Below are 244 nucleotides of genomic sequence, written 5' to 3' on the forward strand. Positions count from 1 at the left end.
CCAACGACACGCCGTACGGGCTGCAAGCCTATATCTGTTCCGCCGATACGGCGCGCGCAAACGCGGTGGCCGCGCGCATCGAGGCCGGCCGTGTGCTCGTCAACACGCTCGCGCACGAACCGGCGGCGCCGTTCGGCGGCTTCAAGCAATCGGGCATCGGACGCGAATATGGCGTGGCCGGACTCGAAGCGTTTCTCGAACCGAAGGCGGTGATCGCAGCGTAATGCGCGTGCCGGGACGCTAT

At 66.8% G+C, this 244-nt stretch carries 1 protein-coding gene; it reads left to right on the forward strand.

All coding sequences use genetic code 11. The features are described from left to right. On the forward strand, window positions 1-224 hold a 224-nt coding region (locus tag SB772_RS44565; protein WP_410839099.1), incomplete at its 5' end, for an aldehyde dehydrogenase family protein. Window positions 225-244: the final 20 nt, after the last annotated feature.

The organism is Paraburkholderia sp. SIMBA_030 (genome assembly GCF_046535245.1).
In the GTDB taxonomy this organism is placed as follows: Bacteria; Pseudomonadota; Gammaproteobacteria; order Burkholderiales; family Burkholderiaceae; genus Paraburkholderia.